Source organism: Ruegeria arenilitoris (genome assembly GCF_013030265.1).
GTDB lineage: Bacteria > Pseudomonadota > Alphaproteobacteria > Rhodobacterales > Rhodobacteraceae > Ruegeria > Ruegeria arenilitoris_E.
In genome coordinates this window covers 1-26,539 of record NZ_WPZQ01000005.1, presented here as the reverse complement: position 1 = coordinate 26,539, position 26,539 = coordinate 1, and the positions used below count along the sequence as shown (strand labels likewise).

Below are 26,539 nucleotides of genomic sequence, written 5' to 3'. Positions count from 1 at the left end.
AGCCAATCAGGGCAGGCTTAGCTTGGCCATGCGACCGCCGTCAACAGTATAGACCTGACCAGTGATAAAGCCGGATTCTTCTGCGGCGAGAAACGCTACGAGCGCGGCGACCTCATCCGGCGTTCCGGTTCGGCCGACGGGATGGATATCCCCGATATTTCGGCGAAACGCCTCAGGATCCGGCATGGAGTTGATGAAGCTCATGTTGAGTTCTGTATCGATCCACCCCGGAGCAATCGCGTTGCAGCGTATACCCTCGGCCCCATGATCCACAGCCACGGCACGGGTCAGACCGTGCAATCCGGCCTTTGATGCACAATAGGCCGCGTGGCCGGGATTACTTCCCAGCCCTTCAATCGAGCCAACGTTGACGATGCTGCCGCGAGTTTTGCGCAAATATGGCAACGCTGCTTTGATCATCAGGAACGGCGCAGTCAGGTTGACCATCAGGTTGTTCTGCCATTCCTCAACCGACATATCCTCGACAGTGGATTCCTGCATCATCCCGGCGTTGTTCACCAGTAGGTCGAGCTTACCTGCTGCCTCAATGACCTGAGAGACTACGGCGCTGGGGCAGTCGGGATTGCCAAGGTCCGCCTCGATCCCTTCGAAGTCCATCTCTGGTCCGCGCTGTGCCGTGAATACGCGCGCACCCTCCTGCCGCAATCGCTTGGCAATCGCTCGTCCAATACCGCTGCGTCCGCCGGTTACCAGCGCGATTTTTCCAGCAAACCGGTTCATGATACCGGCTTCCCACCATTAACCTCGACCAGCGAACCACAGATGTATCGCGACGCGTCGGACACGAGAAACATAACCACGTCCGCAATATCGTCGGGTTCGGCAATCCGGCCCAAAGGAACCGTCTGTCCAAGTTCTGCCACCGCTGTATCCGGATCGAAGCCACGTTTGGCAAAACCGGTGCGCAGCATCGGCGTGTTCACCTCGTTCGGGCAAACCGCATTGACGCGAATGCCCTGATGCGCGTGATCCATCCCCATACATTGCGTCAGCGATGCGATGGCAGCCTTGGTCATGCAATAAAGCGCGTGATTGCCACCTGGCCTCAATCCCCAGCACGAGCCGGTGTTAACAATCGCCCCGCCACCGTTTTGTGCCATGATCGGAATTGCCGCCCTGCAAATACGGAACGGAGCCTCGACATTCACCCCAACAGACAATGACCAGTCTGCATCCGAAGTATCGGTGACCGGTCCGCGCGTGATCACCCCTGCGTTGTTGACCACGATATCTAACCCGCCCAGCAAAGCAGCGGCGGCCTTAGGCAATTCGTCCGAGTATGCTGGATCCAACAGATCACCGGGCAAATGCGCTTCGGCCTCGACATCCGCAACCGAACGATCCGCAGCGGCGACGTGAACGCCTGCGGACCTTAGCTGGCTGACGATGGAGATGCCCAAGCCACCAGCCGCACCCGTAACCAGGGCTTTCTTGCCCTCAAGGTCCAATTTACTTCCGGTCATGCGAACGACTCCACAGGTGCGCCAAAGTTGCTTTCATCAGGCTGGATGCCTAGCCCGCTTCCCGTTGGAACCGAGATATGCCCGTCATTGATTTGGATACCTTTTTCGGTGTCGTAGTGACCTTCGATGTAAGGCTGAGCAAGCCAAACCCCCTCTAACAGATCGGAACGGACTGTCGCGCCTATATGGGTGCAGGCCGCGGCAATGATGTCACCCCCCCAGCTGTCATCACAGGTGTGAGGGAGGTTCCGCGCTTCACAAAGATCGCGGAAAGCACGCATCGGCTGCAGGCCACCGATGCGGGTAATCTTCATGCCGAACCCGTCGACCAGACCAGTGCCAGCAGCCGTGACCGCAGCATTCAGGTTCACCCCACTTTCATCCATGTAAATGGCGTGACCTACTTGAGGGCGGATCATCTGAATATCCTCAATCGTATTGCAGGGCTGTTCCATCACAAATGGGATGTCAGGGCATTCGCGGCTGACCCTCAGTGCATCGCGGGTGGTCCAGCCTCTGTTGCCGTCGACTGCCAAGCGTATACCCTTACCCCGTACTACGTCCCAGACTTTGCGGATGGTTTCGATATCCAGGTCAACCGGGCGACCGCCAACCTTGATTTGCAAGCGGGGGAAACCTTCGGCGACCTTTTCAGCTGCCAGTCTTGCGATGTCGTCCGGTTCACCAACACCAGTTGCATAATAGGATGGTATTCTGTCCGTCGTTGCCCCACCCAACAGCGTAGCGACGCTGATATCCAAATGTTTGCCCAATGCATCATGCACAGCGATATCAATCGCTGCCTTGGCATAGTTGTGACCGTTCAACAATTTATCCATTTGGCGGTGCACAGGCAGTGGCAGAACCTCGGTGCCGATTAACCCCGGAGCCATCTCTGTCAGCGCCGCACGTGCGCCGCTTGTGTGTGATTCAGCGTAGGTGGGGCCAACGGGACAGGTTTCACCCCAACCAATCAAACCGGTATCCGTTACCAGTTTGACCAAGGTCGTATTCAGCGACCACACTTGGGCATTTGCCATCGTGTAAGGGCCGTCTTTTACCGGCAATTCGTAGCTGTAGATATGTAGCTCAGCAATCTTCATGGCTGGATCTTTCAAAGCAATTGAGGAAACCGCCCCCGTGTCCGCGAGCGGTAGAAACCGTGTCCTTCAATAGGTCTGGTTCAACTCGTCTGCTGCGGGGATCTCACGCTCTCTGCGCGCTATGTAGTCGAGCAGCGCTTCGTTCTTTGCTTCGTCCAATTTGGGTTCTTCATACTCAGCGAGCAGTTTACGGGCGCGTTTCAAAGCCCGCTCGGTAATCTCGACTTCGCCTTCAGCAGCCCACTGTTCGATTGAGTTGTTGTCGAACAGTTCCGGCATAAAGAACGCATCCTGAAAGTTTTGTTGTGTATGAGGGTGGCCCAGATAATGTCCGCCTGGCCCTACATCCGGAACGGCCGACACAGCCTCATCAAAGTCATGCCATTTGGGACCTTCGGCCATGCGATAAGCCATTGCGCATTGTTCAGCATCTACGATGAATTTTGCGACCGAGCAGTGCATTCCAGCCTCGTTCCAGCCAGCGCTATGCCAGATGTAGTTGGCACCGGAATGAATGACGGCTTGAAGCGTAGTGGCAGACTCGTACCCAGCCTGCGCATCGAACGTCTTGGCACCACCAAGTGTGTTCGAGGTCCGCCAAGGAACCTCATAGTACCGGGCCATTTGGCCGATCATGAAGTTCATCAGGCTGATCTCGGGCGTGCCTGCCATCGGAGCACCCGACTTCATCGAAACTGTCGACAGATAATGACCATAGATAGCGGGTGCGCCTTTGCGAATAACCTGCGTATAGGCCAGTGCAGAAAGTGCCTCGGCATTCAATTGCGCCACCGTTGCGGGCACTGATGCGGGCGTGTTGGCACCACCCAGCACAAAGGGCGAGCACAGAACCGGTTGATTGCGCCGACAGAACGCGCGCATCGCACCCAGCATGGTTTCATCCCAAACCAGAGGCGAGTTACCGTTGCAATTGCCGGTGGTAACCGGATGGGTATCCAAAAACTCCTCACCGAACAGGATGGCGCACATTTCCATCACGTCTTCGGCGTTCTTGGGAGAGGTCGTCATGCCCATGAACGTTTTGTCAGAATACTTCATTGACGAATAGGTAATCCGCAGATGCCGCTGACTGATCGGATGGTCGTACGGCTCGACAATATGATGGGCCGAACTGTGCAGCGCCGGCATCATGTGTGCCAGCTTGTGAAACATCGCAAGGTCATCCAGCGTCGGATTGCGGCGCACGTCCTCCAGATCTCGCAGGAATGGAGCCCCCGTCATCGGGACAAAGATCGAATGGTTGCCACCCAGGCGGACATTTTTGTGAGGGTCGCGCGCGTGGTAGGTAAAGTCAGACGGGATGGTGGAAATCAGTTCGCGTACGAGATGGCGATCCAGATAAACGAGTTCGCCCTCTACCTTTGCACCGGCCTTCTTCCAGTCCTCCAGTGCGATTGGGTCACGAAACTGAACTCCTACGTTTTCCAGGATGTCCATTGACGCGTTATCAATGCGTTCAACTTGGTCGGCATCCATGACTTCGCAATTCTGGATGTTGTGCTTAAGGCCGGGAAGCATATCAAATTTTGGTGCTGTCCGCTGTGCCCGACGGGCTGAACGCCCTCCGGCGCGGGCTCTTGTGGCTGTGGCAGAGGTAGTCATGTTGGTGATCTCCTTTGCCGCTATTTTTTTCGAGTGATCGTTTCTCCACATGCAGGAATGCGAAATGATTTTGCAGAATCCGACGCGACACATTTGTCGCCACATTTTTGATGTGCAGCCAACTCAGGCGACCGGCACAACCTTTAGGTCGGGCGCGGGCATAATTGCATGACAATGTCAGCGCCCACCCGCGTTTGGTGCAGGTTGCACTATTCGGTAGGTGTGGGCCCGAAGCAGTAGATTTTGCAGAAACCCTGTGTCTGTTCGTCGAGTTTGTTGTGCCTGGCACCACGGATGGCGATAACGCGCAAATTCGTGTGGGCGAACCAAGGTCGACAGTCCAAGAACGCTAATCACAGGGTGCTATGATCCAAAAAAGAGAGACCTTGATTGAGCTCACCTGTAACCGATGTCTTTGCACTTAAGCTGAAGCTATTTGCCTATTCAGGCTCAGCTAGTGGCAAAAATGCGACATAGTGAACTGGCAAATTCCTGCCGGGGAATTGACGGGTCTCTTTTTATAATCCGATAAATCGCCGTAAAACACCCTAACCACTCAAACCGGCAACTAAGTCTCTTGCAGATCAGCATTAGCAAAACCAACACGATTTGGCCGCGCCTGACCGGCGCCACCCGCGCTGCGATTGCGCTGGGATTTATTGTTCTCGTCTCTGCCTGCGCAAAGAACCCTAACGACGTGGATCTCGATCCGGAACGCCAAGCAATGGCGCTGCAAGAGGTTTCAAAAAAACGGGCACGTGGGCAAAGAGTTTGGTGTGTGCCCTACGCACGAAATCTCAGTGGCATCGAAATTCGCGGCAACGCCAAGGACTGGTGGGGCAAGGCGCACAATATCTTTCAGCGAGGCAATGAACCGGTTGTCGGTGCAGTGATGTCATTCCGGGCAACCCGCGGTATGCCTTTGGGCCATGTGGCGGTCGTATCCAGTATTGTCACTGACCGGGAAGTCATCGTGAATCATGCCAACTGGCACCGCAACAAGGTGTCTTTGAAGATGGGCGTCAAGGATATATCCAAAAACAATGATTGGACTTTGGTCCGGGTCGAAAGCCAGCCAGGTCAATATGGCAGTCTCTACCCGGTGAACGGGTTCATCTACCCGAAAGCTGCTGAGTAGCCCAAATCAACTTCTCATTGCAGCCACCGCGAACCCAAGGAATGCGTCATGGGTGGCTCGGTAAGGAAGCTATCGAGAGCTGTTCTGGATGGGCATTCAAGGATGGCGATCAACGTACAGTCTTTTATATCACCTTCGAGGGTCTCAGTGTTTCCGCTGCGTGAAAGATAGCTGCCGCCGTGCTTCTCAACCAGATTTTGGACGTTGGCCGCAATTTCCGTAACCCAGCTATCATCTGTAACTTTGATTTCTGCGATCAAGTAGTCGCTCATTTTCGATTTCTTGCACAAGGGGCAACCGGGATGGTTCGCTCAAGTTAAGGAAGGGTGTCAACTCAGCCGATTCTCATCCAGTCACAGAACTGGAGCGTACAGTATGTTCAGTGCTAGCTTGTTCTCTACACTATTACCCAGCCTCAACCCACTTATGCACGGTGAAGCGCCCTGCCATGAGTCAGGCCATTCACTTTTTCCAGGATTGCGTCTGCGTCAATGCAGTGGTGGCGATATAGATCGCCGATCGTTCCGGTCTGACCAAAATGCTCGACACCCATTGGGATAGTCTGATGTCCAAGCACTGCCCCGAGCCAGGATAGAGTTGCAGGATGACCATCGATAACGGTGACGAGCTTGCAGTGTGGCGGAAGGTCGGACATCAGGGTTTCGATGTGAGAGCGTGCCGCTTGGTTGCCGCGAGAACGCGCTCGTTGCGCGGCGGTCCATCCGGCATTCAGGCGATCTGCGGATGTCACGGCCAATACACCTACGTCGCGACGGCCTTCACCAATCATACCGGCGGCCTTGATTGCCTCCGGCGCGACTGCTCCTTGATAGGCGATCACAACTTCGCAATTGGGCCCGGGTTTTCGTAACCAATAGGCCCCATCGATGGCGCCTTGGCGGAACTCATCGTCGACACGCTTTCCAGGCTGTTCAATCGGGTTGGTCGTCAGGCGCAGGTAGACAGACCCACCGGTTTCATCGCGCAGCCATGTGCGCTCATCCGGTTGCCCTTCGCCATCGCGCTGCAGGTAATCGAAGGCCCATTCCATAATCACCGCTAGCTCGTCGGCAAAGGCGGGTTCAAAAGCGGCCAACCCGTCCTGGCTCATACCGATGAGCGGTGTTCCAACGGACTGGTGTGCTCCACCTTCAGGTGCGAGTGTGACGCCCGATGGTGTACCAATCAGCATGAAGCGCGCGTCCTGATAACAGGCGTAATTCAGTGCATCGAGGCCGCGGCTGACAAATGGATCATAGACGGTGCCAATTGGGATCAGTCGCTTACCGAACAGCGAATGCGACAGACCCGCCGCTCCCAGAAGCAACATGAGATTCATTTCGGCGATACCAAGTTCGATATGCTGCCCTTCCGGCGTGAATTCCCATTTCGCCGTCGAAGGGATCCGGTGTTCTATAAAGGCGTCGGATTGTTCGGATCGAGCAAATAGCTTGCGCCTGTTCACCCAAGGACCAAGGCTTGTCGTGCCTGTCACATCTGGGGAGGTCGTCACTAAGCGTTCGGCCAATGGGCTGTCGCCTTTTGACAGATCGTCAAGAATCTTGCCAAACGCCATCTGTGTCGAGATTTCGCGGCTGGTGTCGATCCCGATTGGAGGCACATCCAACTTGTCATCAAAATAGCGGCGCGGACCTTTGGCAAAGAAAGGTGTATTTGCAAGGAAATCCCTGAGCTTGTCTGGTTTCCGCACTGTCGCTAGCGGTTCCCATTCTTCGCCCTTCGGCACTCCCATATGCGACTGCCACGCGGCGAACTGGTTATTATTCATCAGCCCGCCGTGATTGTCCTTGTGGCCTGCAATGGGAGTGCCCCATCCTTTGACTGTGTAGGCCAGGAAACATGTTGGGCGATCATGATCGATGGCGGCAAATGTCTGGGCCATGGTCTCGACGCAGTTGCCGCCCAGGTTTTCCATAAGGGCCGCGAGCTCTGCATCCGTGCGCCGTTCGATCAGAGCGGTCACATCCCCCTGATCCCCCAGATCGTCCATGAGGCGCTGTCGCCAATTCGCACCACCCATGAAAGTCAATGCGGAGTAATCCTGGTTGGGGCAAGCGTCTATCCAATCACGCAGTCGGTCGCCGCCGGGCTCGTCGAAGGCAGCGCGTTGCAAGACACCATATTTCACACGAACGACATCCCAACTGAAAGCATCGAAGATTTTCTCGATCCGTTCAAACAGTCCTTCCCGGACGATACCGTCCAGAGACTGCCGGTTGTAATCGATGATCCACCACGTGTTGCGCAGGTCGTTTTTCCAGCCTTCTTGTAATGCCTCATAGACGTTGCCTTCATCGAGTTCGGCATCGCCTACCAGGGCTACCATACGCCCCATCGGGGCGTCTGAACCCCAGCTTTTGGCCTTGATGTAGTCTTGAATGATAGAGGCAAACGAGGTGATCGCGACACCTAAACCCACAGACCCGGTCGAGAAATCAACATCGTCAATGTCCTTGGTCCGGCTGGGATAACTTTGCACACCGCCAAATCCGCGGAAATTCTCCATCTTCTCGCGGGTCTGATTACCCATGAGATACTGTATCGCATGAAACACCGGCGAGGCATGCGGTTTTACTGCAACCCGGTCCTCAGGGCGTAAGGCCGAGAAATAGAGCGCGGTCATGATCGATACCATCGAAGCAGACGAAGCCTGATGGCCACCAATTTTGATCCCATCCACCTTTGGTCGGACATGATTGGCATGGTGGATCATCCAATGAGACAACCACAACAGGCGCTGTTCGACGATCTTTAGTTGGGTGGGATCAATGTGCATGGTGGTCTCCGGGTTCAGGCGGCGCTGCGGGCAGGGTAGGGCAAAGCTTGCTCTAGGTCTGCAAGGATATCTTCGACATCCTCCAGCCCGACGGACAGACGGATCAGGCCATCGCTGATCCCATGCTCCGCCCGCTCTTCCGGCGTATATGTCGAATGAGTCATGGATGCCGGGTGTTGGATCAGTGTTTCCGCGTCGCCCAAGGACACCGCACGCTGGATCATGTGCAGGCGGTTCATGAATTCAATCCCACCAGACAGGCCAGACTTGATTTCAAATGCAATCATAGCGCCGGGTTGGGACATTTGTCGTTGCGCTACATCGTGCTGAGCGAAACTCTCAAGACCGGGGAAATAAACCTCGTCGACGGCAGGATGCGCTTCGAGGAAGTCTGCGACGACCTTGGCAGAGTCACAATGACGGTCCAGACGAAGGTTCAGTGTTTTCAGACCACGTAGGATTAGCATCGCGTTGAAAGGCGCCATTACCGCGCCTGTCATGTCTTTCATTCCAACTAGGCGGATCTCAGCAATCTGTTCAGCGGTTCCGACAACCAAGCCTGCAACCACGTCTCCATGCCCGCCGAGATACTTGGTAGCGGAGTGTAGAACGATATCTGCGCCGTGCTCGATCGGACGGGTCAGATAGGGGCTGGCATAAGTGTTATCGACGACGACCGTTGCACCGACCGAGTGCGCAATTTCGGCGCTGGCGGCGATGTCCACCAATCGCATATTCGGATTGGCCGGAGTTTCGAAATAGACAACGCGGGTTTTGTCAGAAACGGCCGCTTTTAGGTTCTCGGGGTCTGTCATGTCGACATGTGTGATGGTGACCCCCCATTTCGCCAAACCGTGACGCATGAAGGCGAAGGTGCAGCCATAGAGCGTTTTGTCCACGATAACTTCGTCACCTGGCGACAGCAGGGTCCAGAGCACTGCTGTGATCGCCCCCATGCCGCTTGAGAGAGCTAGCCCAGCCTCGGCCCCCTCAAGCACGGCAATGCGTTGTTCAAGAAGGTCGCAGGTGGGGTTTGAAATACGGCTGTAGATATGACCTTCACGCTCGCCCGCAAACATCTCTCCACCAGCCTCTGCCGTTTCAAAGGTAAACGTGGACGTCAAGTGCAGCGGTGGCGTCAACGCGCCGTCATTTTCCAAAGGGTTGTAAGCGTGGTGAATGGCGCGGGTGGCAAATCCGGTTGAACGAGTCATTGCAAGCTCCTGATACATGTTGGAGCCAGTTTGCGCCTTTACTTTGGGCTATTGGTTGCGAAATATATCAATCTAATTGGTACAATTGGCATATTCTGCCAAACAAGAGGGTAAAATGGACGCTAAGGACAGGCAGATCATTCGAGCGCTGCAGAGAGACGGGCGCATCACGAACCAGGATCTTGCCAACGAAGTGAACTTGTCTCCCTCGCCGTGTTTGCGTCGGGTCAAAAACCTAGAAGCCAACGGAGTGATAAAGGGATACAGCGCCGAGGTTGACGCTGCCGCGTATGGGATGGCCATTACCGTCTTCGTGCGTATCAGGTTGGAGCGACACAATGAAACGGACGTCCAGAACTTCGAAAAGCGCGTTCGGATGATCGATGAAGTTCTTGAATGCCACGTGCTGACCGGGGCAATGGACTACCAATTGCGGGTTTTGGTATCGGATCTCGAGGCCTACGAGGAATTTATTCGTCACCGAATTCATCCTATCGGTGGGATAGCCTCGATCGATACCAGCTTTGTCTATGGAACGGTAAAAAAGACCGCAATTTTTCCGCCCGGATAGATGGACCCAGTTAGAATGAGTTGTTGCCAATCGGCTAAACATTTTATTTGATTGATTTTTCCCTCCGCAATTTCCCATTCTCACCGTCGCTATATCAAAGACATGCAGCGCTTGCTGCATCACTTCTGAGAGGATAGCGATGACCAAGAAACCACACGAAAAAACAAGGTTGGCAAAATACGTCGAGCGCAGGGTGCTCGAATTGAAACCGACCAAGAGCCAGGCTGAGATTGCCGCCCTGGCCGGCTATGTGAACCAGAACATGATCACGATGATCAAGCAGGGTAGCTCCAAAGTGGCGCTCGATCGCGTCCCGGCGCTGGCGGTTGCGCTTGAGGCGGACCCTGCTTTCGTGATGCAGCTCGCTCTGGAGCAGGCGATTGGTCGGACGGCAGCTGAAGCAGTCGTGGAGGTATTCGGGGAGCCAGTCACGGAAAATGAAGTTGGCTGGCTGCAAGCGATCCGTGAGGCTTCCAATAATACCGATCCAAGGCTGACGAGCAGGTCCCAGGCTGCGATCAACGCGATCTTCGGGAGATAAAAACCATGTGTGATAAGACTGGCGATTTGACTCCTAACGAACGCGCCTGGCTGCGCTTCCTGCGGGATGTTAGCAATGAAAGTGATCCCGGCATTACTTTGCACCGGGTGCAGTTACTCCGGCGTCTATGCGGCCTCAGGCGGCTCGATGAAAATCCATAGCATGACGGCGGTGAGGAATGATTGAAGTGCTGAGCTTCGTTGGATCCCTCTGGATGCATGAAAACTGTTGGTGATGTCCTAGTTGACGGACACGAAAACGAGCTCCGGCAAAACCACCTCCCATGCATCGCGGCGGAGAGTGTGCTGGAAGGCTTCACCTGAGTCTTCCTTTCGCCATGTAAGGATAGCGGCGACTTCACCCCGATCAAACCTGGTATTTGGCGGTGGTTCGAAGGATTTGGACATGCGGCTCAGCACTTGCCCTTTTTCGTTGTGTAGCAACCAGCGGTCGCCGTCCTTTACCAATAACGCTGCATCGCCGACGCGTGCCGCATTAACAGCACTCAGAGAAGAATGGCCTGGATGCAGGCGTCCAGCATAGGAAAGATCAACCATCCGCGCCTCAGCCGCCTGAAAAAAGCGACGGGGACCAGGCAACGCGTTCATGTCAGGCGTCACGCTACGGGTGAGAACTGACGGTGCTCCTGTTGGTAGGTATTCATGGTTGTCGTTGCTCATTACTACAAGGCTGCGGCGGGCACGTGTCATAGCGACATAGAACAGTCGACGGGGTGCGTCCTGATCTTCGGACCGCGAGGGCCGCTCCCACCCGCCATCGAGTATAACTACATCGTCAAATTCCAGGCCTTTTGCGCGGTGGGCCGTCAGCAGCTTTAACCCTCTTTGTTCATCCCAGCTATCACGGGACCATTCCGCGAACCATTCGACTATGTCTGGGACGGGCAGGCTGCGCGACCCAACCTCGCGTGCCAGTAGGCCCAGTCCTTCACCAATACGATCGGTCCAGCGCGAATGCGAAAGTGTGTTCAGCACTTCGGTCAACTGATTGATCGAGTAAAGCTTTGAGGGTGTCTCGCGTAGGGCTTTGACAAACGTCTGCATCTCGCGCATCCGCCATAGGCTAGGTATGTTTTCGTTAGCCATTTCAACCGGTATTCCGAGGTTTTCGGCAAAATCGCGCACCGGTATCAGCTTTCGCCAATCGCGCGAGATAATCGCGGCGTGCGACCATGTCCAATCGGGGTCGAGACGAGAGAGGCGGATCAACTCGTCTAGTGCGGCCATAGCTTGCTCTTCATTACCAGCGGGGCACTCAAGGATCTGCACACGGCCCTGTGCTACTGGATCCAATTTGGCCAGAGATCCACCGGCGTCAGCCTTCGTCCGGGCCTGATCTACGGCAATATCATGGCCAAGTTTCATACGCGCGGCTGCCCCGGCGATCACGGCATTGGCGGTGGCGACGATATGACCGGTAGAGCGGTAGTTCTCGGTTAAGAAAACCGGTTTTGCTGCGTAGTCCTGTTCAAACTGGCGGATGTAGCGGATCGATGCACCGGAGAAGGCATAAATGTTCTGGTCGTCATCACCCACGGCAAAGAGACTGAGTCGCAGATCGGGATCATCCAGAGTTCTCCCTGCCACAGCAGCGATCAGCGCGTATTCATCTGGACCGATATCCTGATATTCATCAACTAAAATCCAGCGATACCCCTGTATCAGTGTTTCACGCAGCGCTTCGGCCTCTTGCTTGCTTAGACCGTCGCCCCGAAGCAATGCCGCAGCCTTTTGCAATAGACCTTTGAAATCGGGGATGTCGGCTGTTTGAATGCCCGCGAAACTAGCTCCGACCAGGCGCATAGCCAGTGAATGCACCGTTGAGACGGTTACTAAGGTTGAGTCATCTCCAACTAACCGGCGAAGGCGTTCACGTATTTCAGCGGCTGCGTGACGGTTGTAGGCCAGCACGAGGATACCGCGGGGATCCTCGCGTTTGATGCGCAGCAGATAAGCGATGCGATGAACCAAGACTCGTGTTTTGCCCGAGCCTGGTCCTGCCAGCACAAGGACGTTGGTTTGTTCCCGGTTGTCACGCACAATTTTTTGCTGCACCGGATTGCCAAGGTTGTCGACAATTGCCTTATAGGTGGCGCCAGTGGCCTGACGCCGGAATTCGGTCCCGCGCCCCGGCATCCATCGGCGCATGAAGGCGTCTTGCTCCAGCACGAAATAGTCGTCGGACAAGCGCTGCGCTGTCTCAATGTTTTCCAGTCCTTTTTCCGCGTAGGCTGCCATCACATGGGTTTGGATGGTTTGTTCGTCATAGTGTTCCTCGAGTGGTGCGAAATGCTGGACGGTGAAACCACCTCCTTTGGAGCCAAGATGCACCGTTATGGCAGGGCGAAAGATGGACAGTCCGCGTCCCAGCGTAGCCACCTGCTGTTCGTGCATCCACAAAAGTGATCGGTCCATTAAGCGGTTTGGGTCTTTGATGCTGGTGCGCAAAAGCGTGTCGCCGGTAATCGTGGACAGCATCGCTCCCAGAGTGGTCTCGACCTGAATGTCCTTGCCGTGTGTGCCTTTCGGCACGAGGGTCAGAAGATGCGCCAGCAGGCGTTGTGCGCCCTGATGGCGCAACTCGGCGGTTTGAGCGACAAAGCGCCAAGACTGTTGAAGTCGCACAAGGATGCTACCGCGCACTGATTTACGCAGAGAAAGGTTGCCACGCCCTCCCTCCGTATCACGTCCATCCTGTGCCATACCGCGCAGAAGGGTCTCCACCAGATACGGACGCACCTCGCCATGGCCGCGCTGTTGCAACTCCTGACAGGCAATGGAGAGGTTGAACGGAATCGGTTCAGCCTGATCGGCATCTGGGGCCATTTCGCGCATCACGGCGATTAGGTCTTCTTCTAGTCGCGCGGCCCGATCCAGCCGGGCTTGCGATGCGTCGGTCACGCCATAGTGCACAAAAATGGTTATATTGGTGTCGTCGCTGGCAATTCCAATCGCCTCCAGATCGGTCAGCGCCTTGCGCAACTCAGCGGAGGAGAGCCCGCTAGTTCCTGCTAATTCGTCGGTGGAAACACCTTCTCCCACTGGTGTGTTTACGATATGGCGCACTATCGCCAGCAGTTGCTTGCGCCGAGCGCCCGAGATATCTGCCTTTTCCAACAACGTGGCTGCGGTATTCACATCGCGCACGAGTAAAGAGGCGGGGAAGACTTGCACGCTGTTTTCTTCACGCCGCAACAGGCTCGCCTCCTCGAGCCAAGCAATAGCTGTTTTTACGCGCGTGTCTTCAGTGTTGTTATCGCGCAGAAATTCAAAGTCCTTTTCCTCTCGCACAATCTCGCCAGGAGTGGCGACGATCTTACCTTCGTCTCGAGTGCGAATGTCCAAGCGACGCAGCGCTTTAAGGATGGCACCTATTTCATGCCGCGCGAGGCGGGAACGGGCCGAAAGGCTGAACTGGCGTTCAACATCCTCGGTGTTGAACAATAACACGCAGCTAGCGGGGTCGCGGTCGCGTCCCGCGCGTCCTGCCTCTTGTAAGTAATTCTCCAACGAGCCTGGCACGTCGCCGTGGACTACGAGGCGGATGTCAGGTTTGTCGATGCCCATGCCAAAGGCGTTGGTCGCAGCAATCACGCGCAATTCGCCAGTCCGGAATTGCTCCTGGATCTCGTGCTTTTCTTCGGGAGGTAGGCCAGCGTGGAAACGTTCGGCGCTGACACCCTGCTGTTTTAGGAATTCGGCTACGCGTTCTGTCGCACCTCGGGTCGCGCAATAAACCACGGCTCCGGAGACGCCAGAGGCGGGCAAGCCCTGCTCGATCGCGTTCAATATATCTGCGAGTTTCGTCGCACGCTGGGTTTCACGCACCGAAAAAGAAAGATTCGTGCGCGAGGCACCACCGTCCAGCAGGATCAGATCCTGATCCAGTCGTGTTTTGAAATGCTCTCTTATATCGCGCACTACCTCGGGTTTGGCAGTGGCGGTAAGGCAAAGTATCGGAGCGGGGGCGTCGCCGGAGTTTTCTTTGATGAACCGGCTGACGTAGCGGTAGTCGGGCCTGAAATCATGGCCCCATTTTGAGATGCAATGTGCTTCGTCTAGCACCCAAAGGCCAATTTCGCGTTGTGCCAGAGCGCTGCGAACTGACTTGTTGCGAAGCTGTTCGGGTGAAATCATCAAGATCGCAGCATCACCCATGCGCACTTTGTCCAGAGCGTCGTGACGTTCAGGCAGCGACAGAAGGCCGTTGATCGTGACGGCGGAAGATATACCGGCTCTCGCCAGGCCCTGCACCTGATCGGCCATGAGTGCGACTAACGGTGAGATAACGACGGTTAGCGCACCGGTCTTGTCGAACCGTGAAAGGGCTGGAATCTGATAGCAGACTGACTTGCCAGTTCCGGTTGGAAGGATGCCCAGAACGCTTTTGCCTGCCATCGCCTCAGCCACAATGCGTTCCTGCAACGGTTGACCGAATTCGTCCAGGGGTTCGGGTCTGAAGGACGGAAAGCCGAACCAGCGATCTAGCGCCCTTTTAGGATCGTTGTGTTCGACACACCATTGGCAAGAGTCATCGTTACAAGCAGCCTCTCGCAAGTGACGCACAATCAGAGAAGCTTCGCGGAATTGCATGCGAACCCAGGGAGGCATGACGCTGTCGCCGCCAGCAACAGAAATCCACGACAAGGCATAGGCCAAAGGCCAGGCAAGGTTCGGGTTTTCCATCCGGCTAAGAGTCTGTTCGAGCCGATGCAAGCAGACTTGTCCAGCCAAAAGGCGGCGAACGGCGTCAAAAGCTTCTTGTTTATTGGGTCTGCTAGTGCCTCGCACAGCAGTAAAAAGAGCGTCAAACCCTCCGCTGCGTGGGGGGCGTGTGGCAAGGAAATGATAGGCTGTCAGCGCATCTGGGGTCGTGGTGTTTAGCTTGGCGAACGCCTCGATCTGGTTTTGCAGAACCTCGAAGACCAGACGTGCATCCTTTTCGGGATCGTTGACATGACCCGTTTGCAACCGTCCGTCTTGATAGTGTTTGACTAAATGGTGATAGGGGTTGCGCGGGAAGGCCAAAGGATTGAGCCAGAGCGTGTCGATTGGTGCCTCTGCCAAGGCGGTAAAGCGGGGCGCAGCAGCGGCCAGGTGGGGCAGGTCGTGGTGCAAGATGTTGTGGCCGATGACACTGTCGAAACCTTTACAATATGTGTCGAGTTGCGACAGTGCTGAGGCGGAGCTGCTTTTTTCAACTAGAGCCGGTCGGGAGTCATCGTTCGTTGTGGCAGCCAATGCGAATATCCGAGCGGATTTAGGATCCACTTCCAGGTCAATCGATACACAGCGCTCAAGAAAGCGCGAAATGTCCACCTGACCGTTCGTTATCATTGCTCGCCAAATTTTCTCTTTTAGTGTCTCCTTGATAGCTACCGGATTACAGACAAAAGAGAAGGTGCGTTTCAAATTGCTCTTCGCAATGTGGATTCCCCGCACTCCTCAATGGTTGCATAAGGTTGACAAAGGTTTACATCAGCCCCTCGCGAGATCGACGGATGTAAACCTTTCGACCTCAAAAACACCCCAAAATCAGGCCAAAGGTTTACACTAAGTTTACATTAAGTTGACAGATCCGGACCGAAATCGGGATTTTTCCGGAGAAATGTAAACCTTTGAATCAGACCAACCCATAAAAACAACGGTTCTCGGAAAACACATATCCGAAGACAGGCCAGAAAAGCGCGCACAGCGACAAAACACAGGCCAGACGACCCAGACACACATAAGAGAACGGACGTAACTCAGGCCTGCTCACAACGCTCCTGAGAGAGAACCACATTGAGAGCGAAAGCACAGGTCTATGCCAGGCAGTGTATAGAGCTACTCCGGAGAGTAGAATCCGACGATTGCTAATAGTGGGGATTAGTCGTGAAAAGTGAGCTGCACCGTATAGAGGCTGACTGTGCCTAGATATGCAAAGTAGTGCTAGGTCCGTCCTAAAAGCTGGTAATTTAATAGGGAGGCTGGTGACGGGAGATTGTCGGGAGGAGCTCTCAGAACCGAAAACTTTTCCCGAGCTCAAGTTCACAGGTGTGGTGGATGCTCCGCAAACAGAATTGAACGGATCAGCTCGACCTGAAAGAATGTGAGTTTGGGCATGTCGTAGACCCGATCTATCGCGTAACACATCAAAAGCAGCTTTTTCGAAGGGTGATAACTTGGACAAACTGTCAGTGATGCAAGCTTTTCGCCGTATCGTTGAACGCGGTAGTTTTGCCCGTGCGGCGGAGGACCTTGGTGTTTCTCCCGCGCTTCTCAGCAGAGAAATCAAGCTTCTGGAAGAAAGTCTGGGAACCGTCCTGCTCACCAGAACGACCCGATCCATGTCACTAACTGACACCGGCAGTCTTTATTACCAAGATGCAATTGGAATTCTCGACGCGGTCGAAAAAACGGAACAGACCATCAGGGAAGGTTCAAAAGCGGTGCGTGGGCACCTTCGGGTGAATGCGTCAAGTTCCTTCGGCCAAACCGTTATCGCACCGATGCTTCCAGAGTTCTTGAAAACCTATCCAGATCTGCGATTTACTCTTTCGATGGACGACAAGGTGATCGATATGGTCGAGGGCGGGTTCGATCTGTCGATACGAATCCGAGCCGCGATGCCGGATTCGGCCCTTGTTGCGCGACGGATCGGCGTGATGCGACAGCGGATTTTTGCGTCTCCTGACTATTTGGAGCGATGTGGGACGCCGACCCAGCCGGCGGATCTGCAAAACCACGCGATCATCGGCTTTTTGCTTGCTGATCATTTGACGAGCTGGAAGCTCTCGGCCGCCAACGGTGTCACAGCATTAGAGCTTGATCCGCGCGTGCGGGTTGGCAATAGCCTCGTTTTGCGCGATCTGCTGATAGCGGGGCAAGGTATTGGAACCCTGCCTGAGTTCGTTTCTGATGCTCCTGAAGCTAGCGGGGCTTTGGTGAGAGTTCTTCCTGACCACGAATTGCCCGCGCCAGAAGTATTCGCCGTTACAGCATCTCGCTTGGGAATGGACGCCAAGGTTACAGCCTTTCTTGATCATCTGCGCCTGGCTCTCAGGTCCTGACATTATTCAATACAGGTAAAGAGTGATGTCAAAGAGCGTGCCTTAATTGGCGGCGCAACAAATTCCATTCTCTCAGGGAACAAGTCACAGCCCTGAGAGGTATCCTATGTCACGTATTCTCGTTCTCTACTATTCAAGCTATGGCCACGTCCGCACATTGGCCGATGCCGAAGCTAAAGGCGCCAGAAGTGTTCCCGGCACTGAAGTTGACGTTCGGCGTGTGCCCGAAACCGTCCCTGAAGAGGCCCGTCAGCAGGCTGGCTATGTCGTAGATGATACACCTGCCGCCTTGCCGACCGATCTGGAAAACTATGATGCAATCATCATTGGAACACCAACCCGATTTGGCATGATGGCTGGCCAAATGAAGTCCTTCCTTGACCAGGCGGGAGGGCTTTGGGCCAGGAATGCACTGGTTGGTAAGGTCGGGGCGGTCTTTGCATCAACAGGTTCGCAACATGGCGGGCACGAGGCCACCCTTCTGACAACGCAAGTCCCACTTCAACACTTTGGGATGCTGATTGCCGGAATGCCCTACACATTTGCTGGCCAGACTACATCAGAAGAAATCATTGGCGGCGCACCGTATGGTGCCGGAACGATCGCCGGTGCTGATGGTTCCCGCAAGCCTACCGAAACTGACCTAGCCGGAGCGCGGTTCCAGGGCGCTCATGTTGCAAGGATTGCAGCGTGCCTCGCTGGATCAAACCTGCAAGCGGAAGCAGCTTAACCCGCGCGCCTCTGAAGTCTCACTCAAATTCTGAAACGCCTCAGCCGGGAGACATAAAATGTCACGATCAACCGATATTCTTCTCACTTCACTCGCCCCAGCGGTATGGGGAAGCACTTATCTGGTAACTACCGAAGCGCTCCCGGCTGGCTACCCGATTACCCTGGCTGCGTTACGAGCTCTGCCTGCTGGGTTGTTGTTGCTTGCAGTGACGCGTTGCGTTCCACCACGCGAATGGCTCGGTCGAACTTTCGTCTTAGGCAGCCTCAATTTCGCTCTGTTCTGGGTGCTCCTCTTCGTTGCTGCGTATAGGTTGCCCGGTGGTGTGGCCGCCACCCTAGGATCGTTGCAAGCGATGATCGTGATTTTGATGGCGTGGGGATGGCTGGGAACCCCAATCCGACTCGGTGCTCTCGCCGCCGCCGCGACTGGCGTAATGGGTGTGTCTCTGCTGCTGATCGGACCAGAAGCACAACTTGATTGGATCGGTATAGCAGCGGGTTTGGGAGGAGCCGCGTCAATGGCTGCTGGCACTGTTCTCAGTCGGAAATGGCAACCTCCGGTCTCGGCGCTTAGTTTCACTGCGTGGCAATTAACAGCCGGTGGTTTGATACTGCTGCCAGTCGCTCAGTTTCTTGAGCCGCCTCTACCTGCGCTCAGCGCGACAAATGTCGCCGGCCTGATTTGGCTTGGCTTGATTGGTGCCGCAGCAACCTATGCTCTTTGGTTTCGTGGGATAGCGCGCCTTGAACCTAGTGCAGTTTCGATGCTTGGCATGATGAGTCCTTTGACTGCCGTCGCGCTCGGCTGGGTATACCTGGGACAAACGCTTAGCATCACTCAGTCTATAGGAGCAGCCATAGTTATTGGTTCTGTTGTGGTTGGCCAGAGCGTGAGCCGAAGGGACTATTTGGGTTTGAAAAAATGGAGATCAGCAACAGCCGGATCTGTCTAATGGGTGCTGAGTCGCAAACAATAGGCCCAATCACGCAAGCGGGCGAGGAATGGCTCAGCGACTCGCTCAGACCCGTTTGCCAGATCCTTACAATATCGAAGTCCTAGGTTTCCTTACGCATGATTAAGGGGATGGGTTCTGGCGCCACTGCGTTTGGATAATCGAAACCTCCCATAGGCTATAGCATTCCCTGAGTTAGTGTGTCGACGATTGGCTATTAAGGTTGAATTGGAAATCCTAGGGCGAACAAACTTAAGATAGGTGCGTGACGGAATTCGATAGGTGATCTTAAAGAGGAGTGCTGCTTTTCGGCTCCCCACTTATATTCGTCTATAACAGATGACGCCGAAACTCCTCCACAGACACCAAGCTACCTAGAATGGGGTGGTGAAGCACTTGCTGCAAGTTGAAGATTAATGTCCGCAGAATTGCACATTGTAGCCTTAGACATATCTGATCGAATTAATTGGTCTACCTCCTTCAGCTTAATATGGGGACCAACCTCGGCGCGCGGTTCGAAAGATCCAGCGGGCACTAGAGATTTTCGCTGAGCAAGCCCATTATTTTGGAGCACCTAAAACAAGAAACTAAGACAATCTTTGGTTGCGGAGTTCGTCGCTTAAGCATATCAAATCAATGTATAGTTTGAGGAAAATTGATGTCTGCGAGATTCAACATTCTCTCGTTAAGCGGTGGTGGCTACTTGGGCCTCTATTCAGCCAAGGTCCTTTCGCTTCTGGAAGAGCTTACAGGTGGTAAACCTATTGCAAGATCTTCGGAACTTCTGGCCGGGACGTCCGTCGGGGGCATTATAGCGCTCGGCCTCGCGGCAGAGGTCGAGGCCAGCAAAATTTTATCAGCGTTCAAAGAGCGTGGCCCGCTCATTTTTCCTGATCGCCCGGAAATGACAAGCAAATTGGGGATGGCGAAGTATCTCTGGAAATACGGAAGAATCGCTAAATATACGAGCGATGCGCTGCGAGAAACGATCGAGGAACTGCTGCCGCACAAAGATATGAAACTCGGGGATCTTTCACACCGTGTCATCATCCCAGCAGTGAATCTGTCGACTGGGGCCCCGCGAGTATTCAAGACCCCACACAAAGAAAACATAACATATGACGCTCGGTTGCGTGTGGTTGATGTCGCTTTAGCTACATCTGCGGCTCCAACTTTCCTGCCGATGTCTGAGTTGAATGGCGCTCTTCACGCGGATGGAGGACTGTTTGCCAACGCTCCGGACATTTTAGCACTTCACGAGGCCGAACACTTTCTCCACCAAGATGTATCTCTGATCCATATGCTCAGTATAGGGACCACCACCTCAAAGTTCTCATTCTCTCACAAGACCGGCCGCAACTTCGGTCCGATACAATGGATGAAGGGTCAACGGTTGATCAAGGCAATGATGGCCTCTCAGCAAAAATCGGTCGAGTTCATGATAAGCCATCGGCTGCAGGAGCGATATCTGCGGCTGGATGAAGAACAATCGCCAGAGCAGAATGCTGACCTCGCGCTGGATGCTGCCACGCCTCACGCCATCAGCACTCTGATGGCACTTGGTGAACAAACTGGCAAGGAAGCTCGAGCCATGGATGCCGTCATAGAGTTCCTACACCATGATGCCCCTGCAGCAGGTTTTTTTGGAGATATCAATGGGTCAATGTAGCACTCTCTTTCACAATAGGGTTGCCGATGAGGAATCTCTAAACAAACGGATCACACCCACAGAAGAGCAGATGACGTTGCAGCAAGAACGCTGGAACGACTTGCGTGATTTCCTCGTAGACCGACTCTCAGACGAAACGGGACTTTCGATGCGATCCTGGCTTCAGGGGTCTTACAAATTTCGAACTCAAGTCCGTCCGTTGTTCATGGGGGAAGAGTTCGATATCGATTTGGGCCTCTACTTTAAATGGTCGGGTTTGGCGTCTGCAGGAGACTACGGCCCCGATGATCTCAAGGCGGCCTGTCAGACGTCGCTCGAGGTCTATGGGAAGGAGACAGATCATGATGTCGTATCGGTCGAGCCTCCGAAGAAGAACTGCAACAGAATTCGGTTCAACGGTGACTTCCACATAGATGTGCCAGTCTATCATCTTGATGAACCTAATGATGATCGAACGCTGGCTTCTGAAGACGGATGGGTAAAAAGCGACCCAAAGGCTATCTACATTTGGTTCCGGGACAAATTTCTTGATGATGACCGCGCAGTCGTTCGCCGGCTGATCCGTTATATGAAAGCGTGGTCAATTCTTAGATACCATGGCGAAACTGGCCGCCCATCATCAGTTTTGCTGACGGTTCTCGTAGCCGATGCCTGCATTTCTTCAAGGATCAATTCAAAGTGGGAAGATGACGATGCACTCCAAGCCTGCATTGAAGTTATCATCGCGCGCCTCGAGGCGAACTCAAGAGTTCTAAATCCGGTCGATTCAAGTGAAGACTTATCTCGTCTTTCCGACGATCAAATGGGCGTCCTAATCCAACGCTTGAGAGATTTTCAGACCGTTGCCCAACGCGCCAATGCCGCCGAGACGTCTTTGGCAGGAGCTTTTTTGTGGCAGGAAGCATTTGGGCATTTCTTCCCACTTCCTGAAGATGAGGTTCTAGTAAAGTCGGACAGGTCGCTGCCGGTATTGTATCCGCAACCAGAAATCTTAGTTGATATCTCCCTGCCCAATGGCAACAGATCGACCAGCATCAATACCGTCGGTCCTGTTCCAAAGAAAACCAAACTGAAGTTTACTTTGATGAACTTAGATCGCTTCCCGCGAGAGGCTATTTTTCAGTGGATAGTTAGAAATTCGGGAGAAGAAGCATCTCGGACAAATGACCTTGGTCATACATCTCAGGCGGGTCCTTACGCCGAGGAAAACACAGCTTACAATGGGCGACACTTTATGGATTGTATGGTTGTGTTGCATGGAAACCTGATTTCGATCAGGCGTGTGCCAGTGATTGTAAACAATGCACAGTATATGAGGAGGACGCGCGGAGGTCGGCCGGCTTGGACATCGCTTCGTTGATCGCAAAGTTCGCTTTTGCACGTGCCCCATCCAAAACGAAATGACCGCGACTTCCAAAATCGTGGCCTTTTCTTAGGATCCGGACATAACAGGCTTCGAGGCCAAGGTGAAAGTGGTTCGTGGCAAGGACCGCTTGCTCTACACCATACAAGCGCTGTCGCCAAACTGGAGCGAGCCTCACGCAGTTGATAGGATCAACCTTAGTTTTTGGCTTTGTTTTGGTCGGCCAAAGAGTAAACGGAAAGGACAATTCAGGTTCAATAAAGTGGCGATCAGCAACAGCTGAGTCCGCCTGATAAGTGGTTTTCTGTCGAAAATCTGCCATTCGCGCAATTCCGTGAGGAATGGCTATAAGTTTCGTTTGAGCTCGCTCGTCGGATCCGGTCGTAATCCAAGTTCTAGGTATCCCTACAAATGATGAATGGGATGTATTCTGGCGACTCCGCGTCCGGGTGTTCCAAACCTCCTGTAGCCATGGTGGAATGTTGATCGAACAACCAAGCGATGAGAGCGCTCAGGGCGCGCGTTTTGATTTGAGCGCTGTCGCGTATCGAAAACTGCGTTAAATGCTGCCAGTGATCGCCCCAGCCAGCCTGGTGCTAATTATAGCAGTCGTAAAGCGTTCAGCGTGCGCAAACTCACGTTAGAGCAGTGTCAGGTCAGTAGAAATGATCTGGAAAGGTATTTATGCTCACATGCTAATTAGTAACCGATGCCCGGATCGCTCGCTTGAGTTCCTACCTCCAAAGCAGATTCAATCTTTTTGTCCGGAACAGCCTTGATCTTGAGCAGGAAAGAGGAGCTTTGCCCTACTTTAGATGTATATATTAAGTAAGAGATTTACATATTAGTAGAGAGACGGCTTTGGGAGCTTAAGGGAAATCGGAGCTTCCGGATATCAAGTGATTGCAGAGTGGTTTCTTCCAGATCAAGTCGCGTGTAGTCAGTTCCTGCACCACAACACACTTTTCACGTTTGTGAAGGCCTACACAAACGTGAAAATTAGGAGCCAGCATGATATTCTACGTTCTGCTCACTTACGGAAATCGCCCCACCGGGCCGATCAAAAGTCACCCTGCGGCCAAAGCCCAATTGGCACTTATCGATCGAATTGCATCTCTGAATCCGCGCATCAAAGCCGAGGTTGTGTTCGACTATGCTCGTAGCGTTGAGGGTCTTCATTCACTACCACGACTTGAGAAAGTCCTGGCCAGTTTGAATGACGTTGATGGCGTAAAAGTGCGACTCGATGATTTGTCTCGGTTGTTTCGTATAGCAAAAATGGGAGACCGAGAACGCCTGCTTGAAGAACTGCAGGTTTTTGGCTCGAGTCTATACTCGGTGAAGCACAAGAAAACCCTATCAAATTTCTCAACTGGTGAAATTCACAACCTTATCCTGCATGCTGAGAAATCGAATTTGCCGGCTCAGCAAGAGCGGGCAGGTGATACAGCTAACGCTCGAGCAGCATCGTTAAATTCCCGGAAGGGCAAATCAATCGCGGTTGCAAAACAGCTCCAAGCCGTAAAAAACGAATTACTTCGGAGAGAAGTCTCGGCGGTTAATCAAAATGTTGCAGACGAAGCCAATGCGCGAGGTATTCGAACCACCAGAGGAGGCAAGTGGACAGCTCAGAATGTCGACCGCATGCTCAAGTCACTAGAGCGGGTATGACAGCAAGTGTGATAGACAATTGCTTCAATGGCGACTGGGAAAAGAGAGTGTTAAGCCGCAGCTGAAGCATTTAGCCGTTTTACGATCTGGATAATGCGCTTGGTTTGTTCGGCGGGAAACACGCCGGAAATTCCTTGATCGTCGAAATCTGTATATGGACTTTCATAAAACCGTTTGGGTTCGACGAACCCGGCTTCAGTAAGGTGGTCGATAATCAGATTGAGAAACTCCATCTGGTTCGCAGTCGGGTTTGCTTCGCCGATAAACTCGTTGAAGGCTGCTTTGGCAGCAGAGCGTTCCATTCCAATCAGCGACCTTAAAAAGATCCCAAACCCATGTTCTTGGGCTACTTCATTCAAAGTTTTCTCATCCGCGACGCCTTCGGAAAGGAACATTCGTTCAAGTTCACGAAGATCCTGTTCGGTCAGTTGTTCTGCCCGTTTTAGTTTCAGGATAGTGATGTGGTCAGAATGGTCTTCTAAAAACCTCCGGACCTTTATGTTAAAGCGTCCTTTGTCGACGCCGGAGCCGACATCTGGCAGGTTGATCGCGCTGCCATGTCCGATTTCGTCCTCGAAATCTGTCACTACAACTTTGCGTTCCGTTGGTTTGATAAGTTCCACCAATCCTCGTAATTTGAGACGCACGCTCTCAAGCATCTCCAACGTCACATCTTCCCAAAATGCTCCATCTTGAAGTTCAAGAATGAGCTCCATTTCCTTAGCTACCACGGGCACATTCGAAAGTGTCTCAAGTGATGAAGCTACCTTTTGGATCCGTTGTTGCAGAGCTGAAAATGCAGCCTCACCGTCGAGAAGACAGAGTTGCGCATTCAATAACAGGAGGTCGAATTGCTTGGCTGGCAGATTGTCATCCTTGAAGGATGTTGGAAGCCCGGCAACTCGCTCTGTAAGATCAAGCTGCGCGTCGAGATCAAGATGTTCCCAGTTCTCAGACTTTTGAAACTTTTCGACGGGCCTACGGTTCTGCCTAACCAAAAAGTTTTCGAGGTTCATACCCGAAACTTCGTCGATCAATCGCGTTTTGATTGCCTGGGTCAGTTTGTAATGACCCTCTTCACCTTCCTGCAATGCACTAATGAGAGACACCCTGGTCGAGAACAATCGTTCTCCGATGGGCTTTGCAACGGCACCATCTAAAGCTTCCGGATTTTCTTTGAAGAACTCCAGGTTTTGGCAGAAATCGAAGATCAGGAATTCTTGTTTGTCCTCTCCGGAACCAAAAAGATCAGGACATAGTCGCGTGCCACGCCCCACCATCTGCCAGAATTTAGTTTTGGACCTCACTACCTTGAAAAAGACGAGGTTCACCACCTCCGGAACGTCGATTCCAGTGTCCAGCATGTCCACCGACACAGCGATATGTGGTGATTTTTCTGATTCAGAGAAATCGTCGATCAACGAGCCAGCATAGCTAACGGAATAGTCGATAAGCCGAGCAAATTCTCCTTTGAGGTGAGGATAGTTGGCATCAAAACGTTCAGTGATGAACTGGGCGTGCCGACTGTTCTTAGCGAAGATAATAGTCTTTCCTAGTCGGTCGCCGCCCGCCACCTTGATCCCGTTAGCCATCAAGTGTTCTAGAACCTTGTCGACAGTATCCTTGTTAAACAGCCACTTGTTGAGGTCGCCCGACTCAACCCGGTCAGGCGTGGAACCTTCCTCATCCCATTCCAACGCATCCCACTCTTCTTTTTCTTCCTCGGAGAGGTCGTCATAGGATATACCATCTCGCTGAAACTTGAGTGGAACGGAAATGGTTTTAGGCGGCACGAGAAACCCATCCCGAACCGCGTCTTCCAGATCGTATGCGTCTGTGGGAACACCTTTTTCGAGTTGGAACAGCGAATAAGTATCCCTGTCAATCTCATCGCGCGGCGTTGCGGTCAAACCAATCAACATTGCGTCGAAGTATTCAAAAATCGCCCGGTATTTTCGATAGACAGACCGGTGGGCTTCGTCGATGACAATCAGATCGAAGTGGCCGGGACCAAAGCGTTTTTCACCTTCCTTGGTCTCGTCGATCATCCCCATCATCGTTGGGTAAGTAGACAACAAAACACGCGCGCCGGAATGGTCGTTGTTTGTGGCGTCATGGCGCTCCAATAGGTTCGCACTTGGCGCCGAGGACAAATGTGTCTTGAAGGCGCCATGGGCCTGTCTAACAAGAGCAACCCGATCCGCCAGGAACAGAACACGACGCACCCAATTGGCACGCATGAGCTGGTCAATCAGTGCGACGACAGTTCTGGTTTTTCCTGATCCAGTCGCCATGACCAATAGTGCCTTGCGCTGTTTGTCTCGTTCAAAGGCTTCCCCGACCCGGCGAATAGCGCGCTGCTGATAAAAACGCCCAGCGATGTCTTCATCCACGGACACGTCATCAAGCACTTTCCGAGAAGACCGACGTTGATGAAGTAGAACCAATTCGTCTTTCTTCAGGAACCCCGAAATCGGGCGGGGTGGATACGTCTGGTCATCCCATATCCAGTGCTCGTATCCGTTCGTGCAAAAAATTACAGGTCTGGTGCCATACATTTTTTCGAGACAATCGGCATACAGCTTCGCTTGCTGCTGACCGACGCGTG

Annotated in this window: 18 protein-coding genes; 9 read left to right on the top strand and 9 right to left on the bottom strand. The window is 53.5% G+C overall.

Annotated elements, in window-relative coordinates:
* Positions 1 to 6: 6 nt before the first annotated feature.
* The 4 genes from GOX61_RS09840 to GOX61_RS09825 all read right to left on the bottom strand — a co-directional run bounded on the left by GOX61_RS09840 (position 7) and on the right by GOX61_RS09825 (position 4,210).
* On the bottom strand, positions 7 to 741 hold the full coding sequence (locus tag GOX61_RS09840; RefSeq protein WP_170333279.1) for an SDR family NAD(P)-dependent oxidoreductase: 735 nt from the start codon (positions 739 to 741) through the stop codon (positions 7 to 9).
* The gene (locus GOX61_RS09835) at positions 738 to 1,484 is read right to left on the bottom strand and encodes an SDR family NAD(P)-dependent oxidoreductase (protein WP_170333276.1); all 747 of its coding nucleotides are present in this window, start codon (positions 1,482 to 1,484) and stop codon (positions 738 to 740) included. Before GOX61_RS09835 ends, GOX61_RS09840 begins: the two co-directional genes overlap by 4 nt.
* Entirely contained in the window at positions 1,481 to 2,587 is a 1,107-nt protein-coding gene (locus GOX61_RS09830) for a mandelate racemase/muconate lactonizing enzyme family protein (protein ID WP_170333274.1), read from the bottom strand. Before GOX61_RS09830 ends, GOX61_RS09835 begins: the two co-directional genes overlap by 4 nt.
* A 66-nt stretch (positions 2,588 to 2,653) precedes the next feature.
* Complete coding sequence (locus GOX61_RS09825; protein WP_170333273.1) at positions 2,654 to 4,210, bottom strand: trimethylamine methyltransferase family protein; 1,557 nt, start codon at positions 4,208 to 4,210, stop codon at positions 2,654 to 2,656.
* Positions 4,211 to 4,787: 577 nt separating this feature from the next.
* Here GOX61_RS09825 and GOX61_RS09820 point away from each other — a divergent pair.
* A complete protein-coding gene (locus tag GOX61_RS09820; protein ID WP_254436821.1) occupies positions 4,788 to 5,348 on the top strand; it encodes a CHAP domain-containing protein in 561 nt (186 codons plus the stop codon).
* Positions 5,349 to 5,362: 14 nt separating this feature from the next.
* Here the strand turns inward: GOX61_RS09820 and GOX61_RS09815 are convergent, their stop codons facing one another.
* From GOX61_RS09815 to GOX61_RS09805, 3 genes are all read right to left on the bottom strand, one after another.
* Positions 5,363 to 5,620 (bottom strand): DUF1330 domain-containing protein, encoded by a 258-nt coding sequence (locus tag GOX61_RS09815; RefSeq protein ID WP_170333272.1) that lies wholly within the window; start codon positions 5,618 to 5,620, stop codon positions 5,363 to 5,365.
* 152 nt (positions 5,621 to 5,772) lie between these two features.
* Positions 5,773 to 8,145: a 1-deoxy-D-xylulose-5-phosphate synthase N-terminal domain-containing protein gene (locus GOX61_RS09810; RefSeq protein WP_170333271.1), complete on the bottom strand. Its 2,373-nt coding sequence runs from the start codon at positions 8,143 to 8,145 to the stop codon at positions 5,773 to 5,775.
* A gap of 14 nt (positions 8,146 to 8,159) precedes the next feature.
* Positions 8,160 to 9,359: a methionine gamma-lyase gene (locus tag GOX61_RS09805; protein WP_170333270.1), complete on the bottom strand. Its 1,200-nt coding sequence runs from the start codon at positions 9,357 to 9,359 to the stop codon at positions 8,160 to 8,162.
* Positions 9,360 to 9,474: 115 nt separating this feature from the next.
* On the opposite strand from GOX61_RS09805, the gene GOX61_RS09800 reads away from it, so the two are divergent.
* Together GOX61_RS09800 and GOX61_RS09795 are read left to right on the top strand one after the other, a co-directional pair.
* Positions 9,475 to 9,930: an Lrp/AsnC family transcriptional regulator gene (locus GOX61_RS09800; RefSeq protein WP_170333269.1), complete on the top strand. Its 456-nt coding sequence runs from the start codon at positions 9,475 to 9,477 to the stop codon at positions 9,928 to 9,930.
* A 139-nt stretch (positions 9,931 to 10,069) separates the two neighbouring features.
* Positions 10,070 to 10,471: an XRE family transcriptional regulator gene (locus GOX61_RS09795; RefSeq protein WP_170333268.1), complete on the top strand. Its 402-nt coding sequence runs from the start codon at positions 10,070 to 10,072 to the stop codon at positions 10,469 to 10,471.
* A gap of 239 nt (positions 10,472 to 10,710) precedes the next feature.
* Here GOX61_RS09795 and GOX61_RS09790 read toward each other — a convergent pair whose 3' ends face one another.
* Complete coding sequence (locus GOX61_RS09790; RefSeq protein ID WP_367646956.1) at positions 10,711 to 15,810, bottom strand: RecQ family ATP-dependent DNA helicase; 5,100 nt, start codon at positions 15,808 to 15,810, stop codon at positions 10,711 to 10,713.
* Between the two features lie 863 nt (positions 15,811 to 16,673).
* Between GOX61_RS09790 and GOX61_RS09785 the strand changes: the two genes are divergently transcribed.
* From GOX61_RS09785 to GOX61_RS09760, 6 genes are all read left to right on the top strand, one after another.
* On the top strand, positions 16,674 to 17,543 hold the full coding sequence (locus GOX61_RS09785; RefSeq protein WP_254436820.1) for a LysR family transcriptional regulator: 870 nt from the start codon (positions 16,674 to 16,676) through the stop codon (positions 17,541 to 17,543).
* Positions 17,544 to 17,649: 106 nt separating this feature from the next.
* Positions 17,650 to 18,273, top strand: a complete 624-nt coding sequence (wrbA, locus tag GOX61_RS09780) for an NAD(P)H:quinone oxidoreductase (RefSeq protein ID WP_170333264.1) — start codon at positions 17,650 to 17,652, stop codon at positions 18,271 to 18,273.
* 58 nt (positions 18,274 to 18,331) lie between these two features.
* Positions 18,332 to 19,228 carry an EamA family transporter gene (locus tag GOX61_RS09775; protein ID WP_170333262.1) on the top strand — a complete coding sequence of 299 codons (897 nt, stop codon included), beginning with the start codon at positions 18,332 to 18,334 and terminating at the stop codon, positions 19,226 to 19,228.
* A 658-nt stretch (positions 19,229 to 19,886) separates the two neighbouring features.
* Positions 19,887 to 20,897, top strand: a complete 1,011-nt coding sequence (locus GOX61_RS09770; RefSeq protein ID WP_170333261.1) for a CBASS cGAMP-activated phospholipase — start codon at positions 19,887 to 19,889, stop codon at positions 20,895 to 20,897.
* Positions 20,848 to 22,257, top strand: a complete 1,410-nt coding sequence (locus GOX61_RS09765; RefSeq protein ID WP_367646955.1) for a CBASS cGAMP synthase — start codon at positions 20,848 to 20,850, stop codon at positions 22,255 to 22,257. Before GOX61_RS09770 ends, GOX61_RS09765 begins: the two co-directional genes overlap by 50 nt.
* 1,014 nt (positions 22,258 to 23,271) lie before the next feature.
* Positions 23,272 to 23,931, top strand: a complete 660-nt coding sequence (locus GOX61_RS09760; protein ID WP_170333259.1) for a hypothetical protein — start codon at positions 23,272 to 23,274, stop codon at positions 23,929 to 23,931.
* Positions 23,932 to 23,981: 50 nt separating this feature from the next.
* Here GOX61_RS09760 and GOX61_RS09755 read toward each other — a convergent pair.
* The coding region (locus GOX61_RS09755) for a type I restriction endonuclease subunit R (protein ID WP_170333257.1) at positions 23,982 to 26,539 on the bottom strand (2,558 nt) is incomplete at its 5' end.

Excerpts from the sequence above, each read along its gene's own strand:
- GOX61_RS09840 (WP_170333279.1), bottom strand. The coding sequence starts at position 741 with ATGAACCGGTTTGCTGGAAAAATCGCGCTGGTAACCGGCGGACGCAGC.
- GOX61_RS09835 (WP_170333276.1), bottom strand. The coding sequence starts at position 1,484 with ATGACCGGAAGTAAATTGGACCTTGAGGGCAAGAAAGCCCTGGTTACG.
- GOX61_RS09830 (WP_170333274.1), bottom strand. The coding sequence starts at position 2,587 with ATGAAGATTGCTGAGCTACATATCTACAGCTACGAATTGCCGGTAAAA.
- GOX61_RS09825 (WP_170333273.1), bottom strand. The coding sequence starts at position 4,210 with ATGACTACCTCTGCCACAGCCACAAGAGCCCGCGCCGGAGGGCGTTCA.
- GOX61_RS09815 (WP_170333272.1), bottom strand. The coding sequence starts at position 5,620 with ATGAGCGACTACTTGATCGCAGAAATCAAAGTTACAGATGATAGCTGG.
- GOX61_RS09810 (WP_170333271.1), bottom strand. The coding sequence starts at position 8,145 with ATGCACATTGATCCCACCCAACTAAAGATCGTCGAACAGCGCCTGTTG.
- GOX61_RS09805 (WP_170333270.1), bottom strand. The coding sequence starts at position 9,359 with ATGACTCGTTCAACCGGATTTGCCACCCGCGCCATTCACCACGCTTAC.
- GOX61_RS09800 (WP_170333269.1), top strand. The coding sequence starts at position 9,475 with ATGGACGCTAAGGACAGGCAGATCATTCGAGCGCTGCAGAGAGACGGG.
- GOX61_RS09795 (WP_170333268.1), top strand. The coding sequence starts at position 10,070 with ATGACCAAGAAACCACACGAAAAAACAAGGTTGGCAAAATACGTCGAG.
- GOX61_RS09785 (WP_254436820.1), top strand. The coding sequence starts at position 16,674 with ATGCAAGCTTTTCGCCGTATCGTTGAACGCGGTAGTTTTGCCCGTGCG.
- wrbA (WP_170333264.1), top strand. The coding sequence starts at position 17,650 with ATGTCACGTATTCTCGTTCTCTACTATTCAAGCTATGGCCACGTCCGC.
- GOX61_RS09775 (WP_170333262.1), top strand. The coding sequence starts at position 18,332 with ATGTCACGATCAACCGATATTCTTCTCACTTCACTCGCCCCAGCGGTA.
- GOX61_RS09770 (WP_170333261.1), top strand. The coding sequence starts at position 19,887 with ATGTCTGCGAGATTCAACATTCTCTCGTTAAGCGGTGGTGGCTACTTG.
- GOX61_RS09765 (WP_367646955.1), top strand. The coding sequence starts at position 20,848 with ATGATGCCCCTGCAGCAGGTTTTTTTGGAGATATCAATGGGTCAATGT.
- GOX61_RS09760 (WP_170333259.1), top strand. The coding sequence starts at position 23,272 with ATGATATTCTACGTTCTGCTCACTTACGGAAATCGCCCCACCGGGCCG.